General features: G+C 71.6%; 2 protein-coding genes. One reads left to right on the forward strand and one right to left on the reverse strand.

The features are described from left to right. The coding region (locus tag ACIG5E_RS39540; protein ID WP_396542181.1) for an IS5 family transposase at nucleotides 1–680 on the forward strand (680 nt) is incomplete at its 5' end. Here the strand turns inward: ACIG5E_RS39540 and ACIG5E_RS39545 are convergent. Beyond that, nucleotides 661–1,152 carry a hypothetical protein gene (locus ACIG5E_RS39545; RefSeq protein WP_396542183.1) on the reverse strand — a complete coding sequence of 164 codons (492 nt, stop codon included), beginning with the start codon at nucleotides 1,150–1,152 and terminating at the stop codon, nucleotides 661–663. The genes ACIG5E_RS39540 and ACIG5E_RS39545 overlap by 20 nt on opposite strands. Nucleotides 1,153–1,269 lie beyond the last annotated feature (117 nt).

The following is a 1,269-nucleotide window of genomic DNA, read 5'->3' on the forward strand; positions in this document are numbered from 1 at the left end:
TGCGCTGGGCCAGCCTGCCGATCGACTTCCCCAAATGGCGGGCCGTTTACCGGTTCTTCCGCCGCTGGCGCGACAACGACTACATCAAGGAGCTCTACGGCCGGCTGCGCAAGATGCTGCGCGAGCTGGCCGGGAAGAAGGAGGAGCCGACCGCCGCGATCATCGACTCCCAGTCGGTCAAGGCCGACGCGACCGTCGGCGCGGCCACCCGTGGCTACGACGCCGGGAAGAAGATCAACGGAAGGAAGCGGCACATCGCGGTGGACACTCTGGGTCTGCTGCTGGTCGTGCTGGTCACCGCCGCCTCGGTCAAGGACAACGACGCCGGCCGCGACCTCCTCGAACACCTGCGCGCCGAACACCACCGCATCACCCTGGTCTGGGCCGACGGCGGCTACACCGGCTGGCTGGTCGCCTTCGCCCACGCCGTCCTGGCCGTCGCGCTGACCGTCGTCAAGCGCAGCGACGACGCCACCGGGTTCGTGGTGCTACCGCGCCGCTGGGTCGTGGAGCGCAGTTTCTCCCACCTGATCCGGGCTCGGCGCCTCGCCCGGGACTACGAGACCCGCATCGACAGCGCCGAGGCAATGGCCTGGTGGGCCGCGAGCATCCCGGCCACCCGCCGCCTGGCCCGCTCCGGCCGACCAGCTCCCCGCCGCGTCAAGCGGTCCGCGGCCTGAACAGCCCAGGCCGTCCCTCGCTCAACCAGCCCCGCTCGACCAGCCGCTTCGCCCGAAACCGCGCGGCCTGCTCCTTCGCGTCACTCGCCGGCCAGCCCAGATGCTCGCGCATCGCCCGCGCCCGCACTCCCTGCCCACCACCGGCGGCGTCCTCCTGGATCAGGGCCACAATCCGCGCGCAGTCGGGCGGAAGCACTTCGATCCCCAACCCCTCGTGCCACAGCGGGACTTCGACCCGAGGCCCGGCGACCCCCATGGCCGGCGCATCCACCGCCGCACTGGACGCGCCGGCTTCCTCGGCCGCTTCGGCCAGCGCCGCGACGATCTCCTCGCGAGCGATAACCGCGCGCCGCGCGGCCTCATCCGCCTCGACCACGGCAGCCTGAACCCGCTCCAGCTCGGCCCGCAACTCCTCCGCACGGGCCAGCGCCACCCGCTCGCGCCTCTCCAACACCCCCAGCACCGACGGCATCCGCCACCTCCGACCACGCCCCACACCGACACGACGGCCCGAGCATGCCTACCGAGCGACGGCCACACACCTCACCTGGGAAAACGTGACCCTACCTTCGGTTTGGGAATCGCTTCT

The organism is Kitasatospora sp. NPDC053057, assembly GCF_044546945.1.
Lineage (GTDB): Bacteria > Actinomycetota > Actinomycetes > Streptomycetales > Streptomycetaceae > Kitasatospora.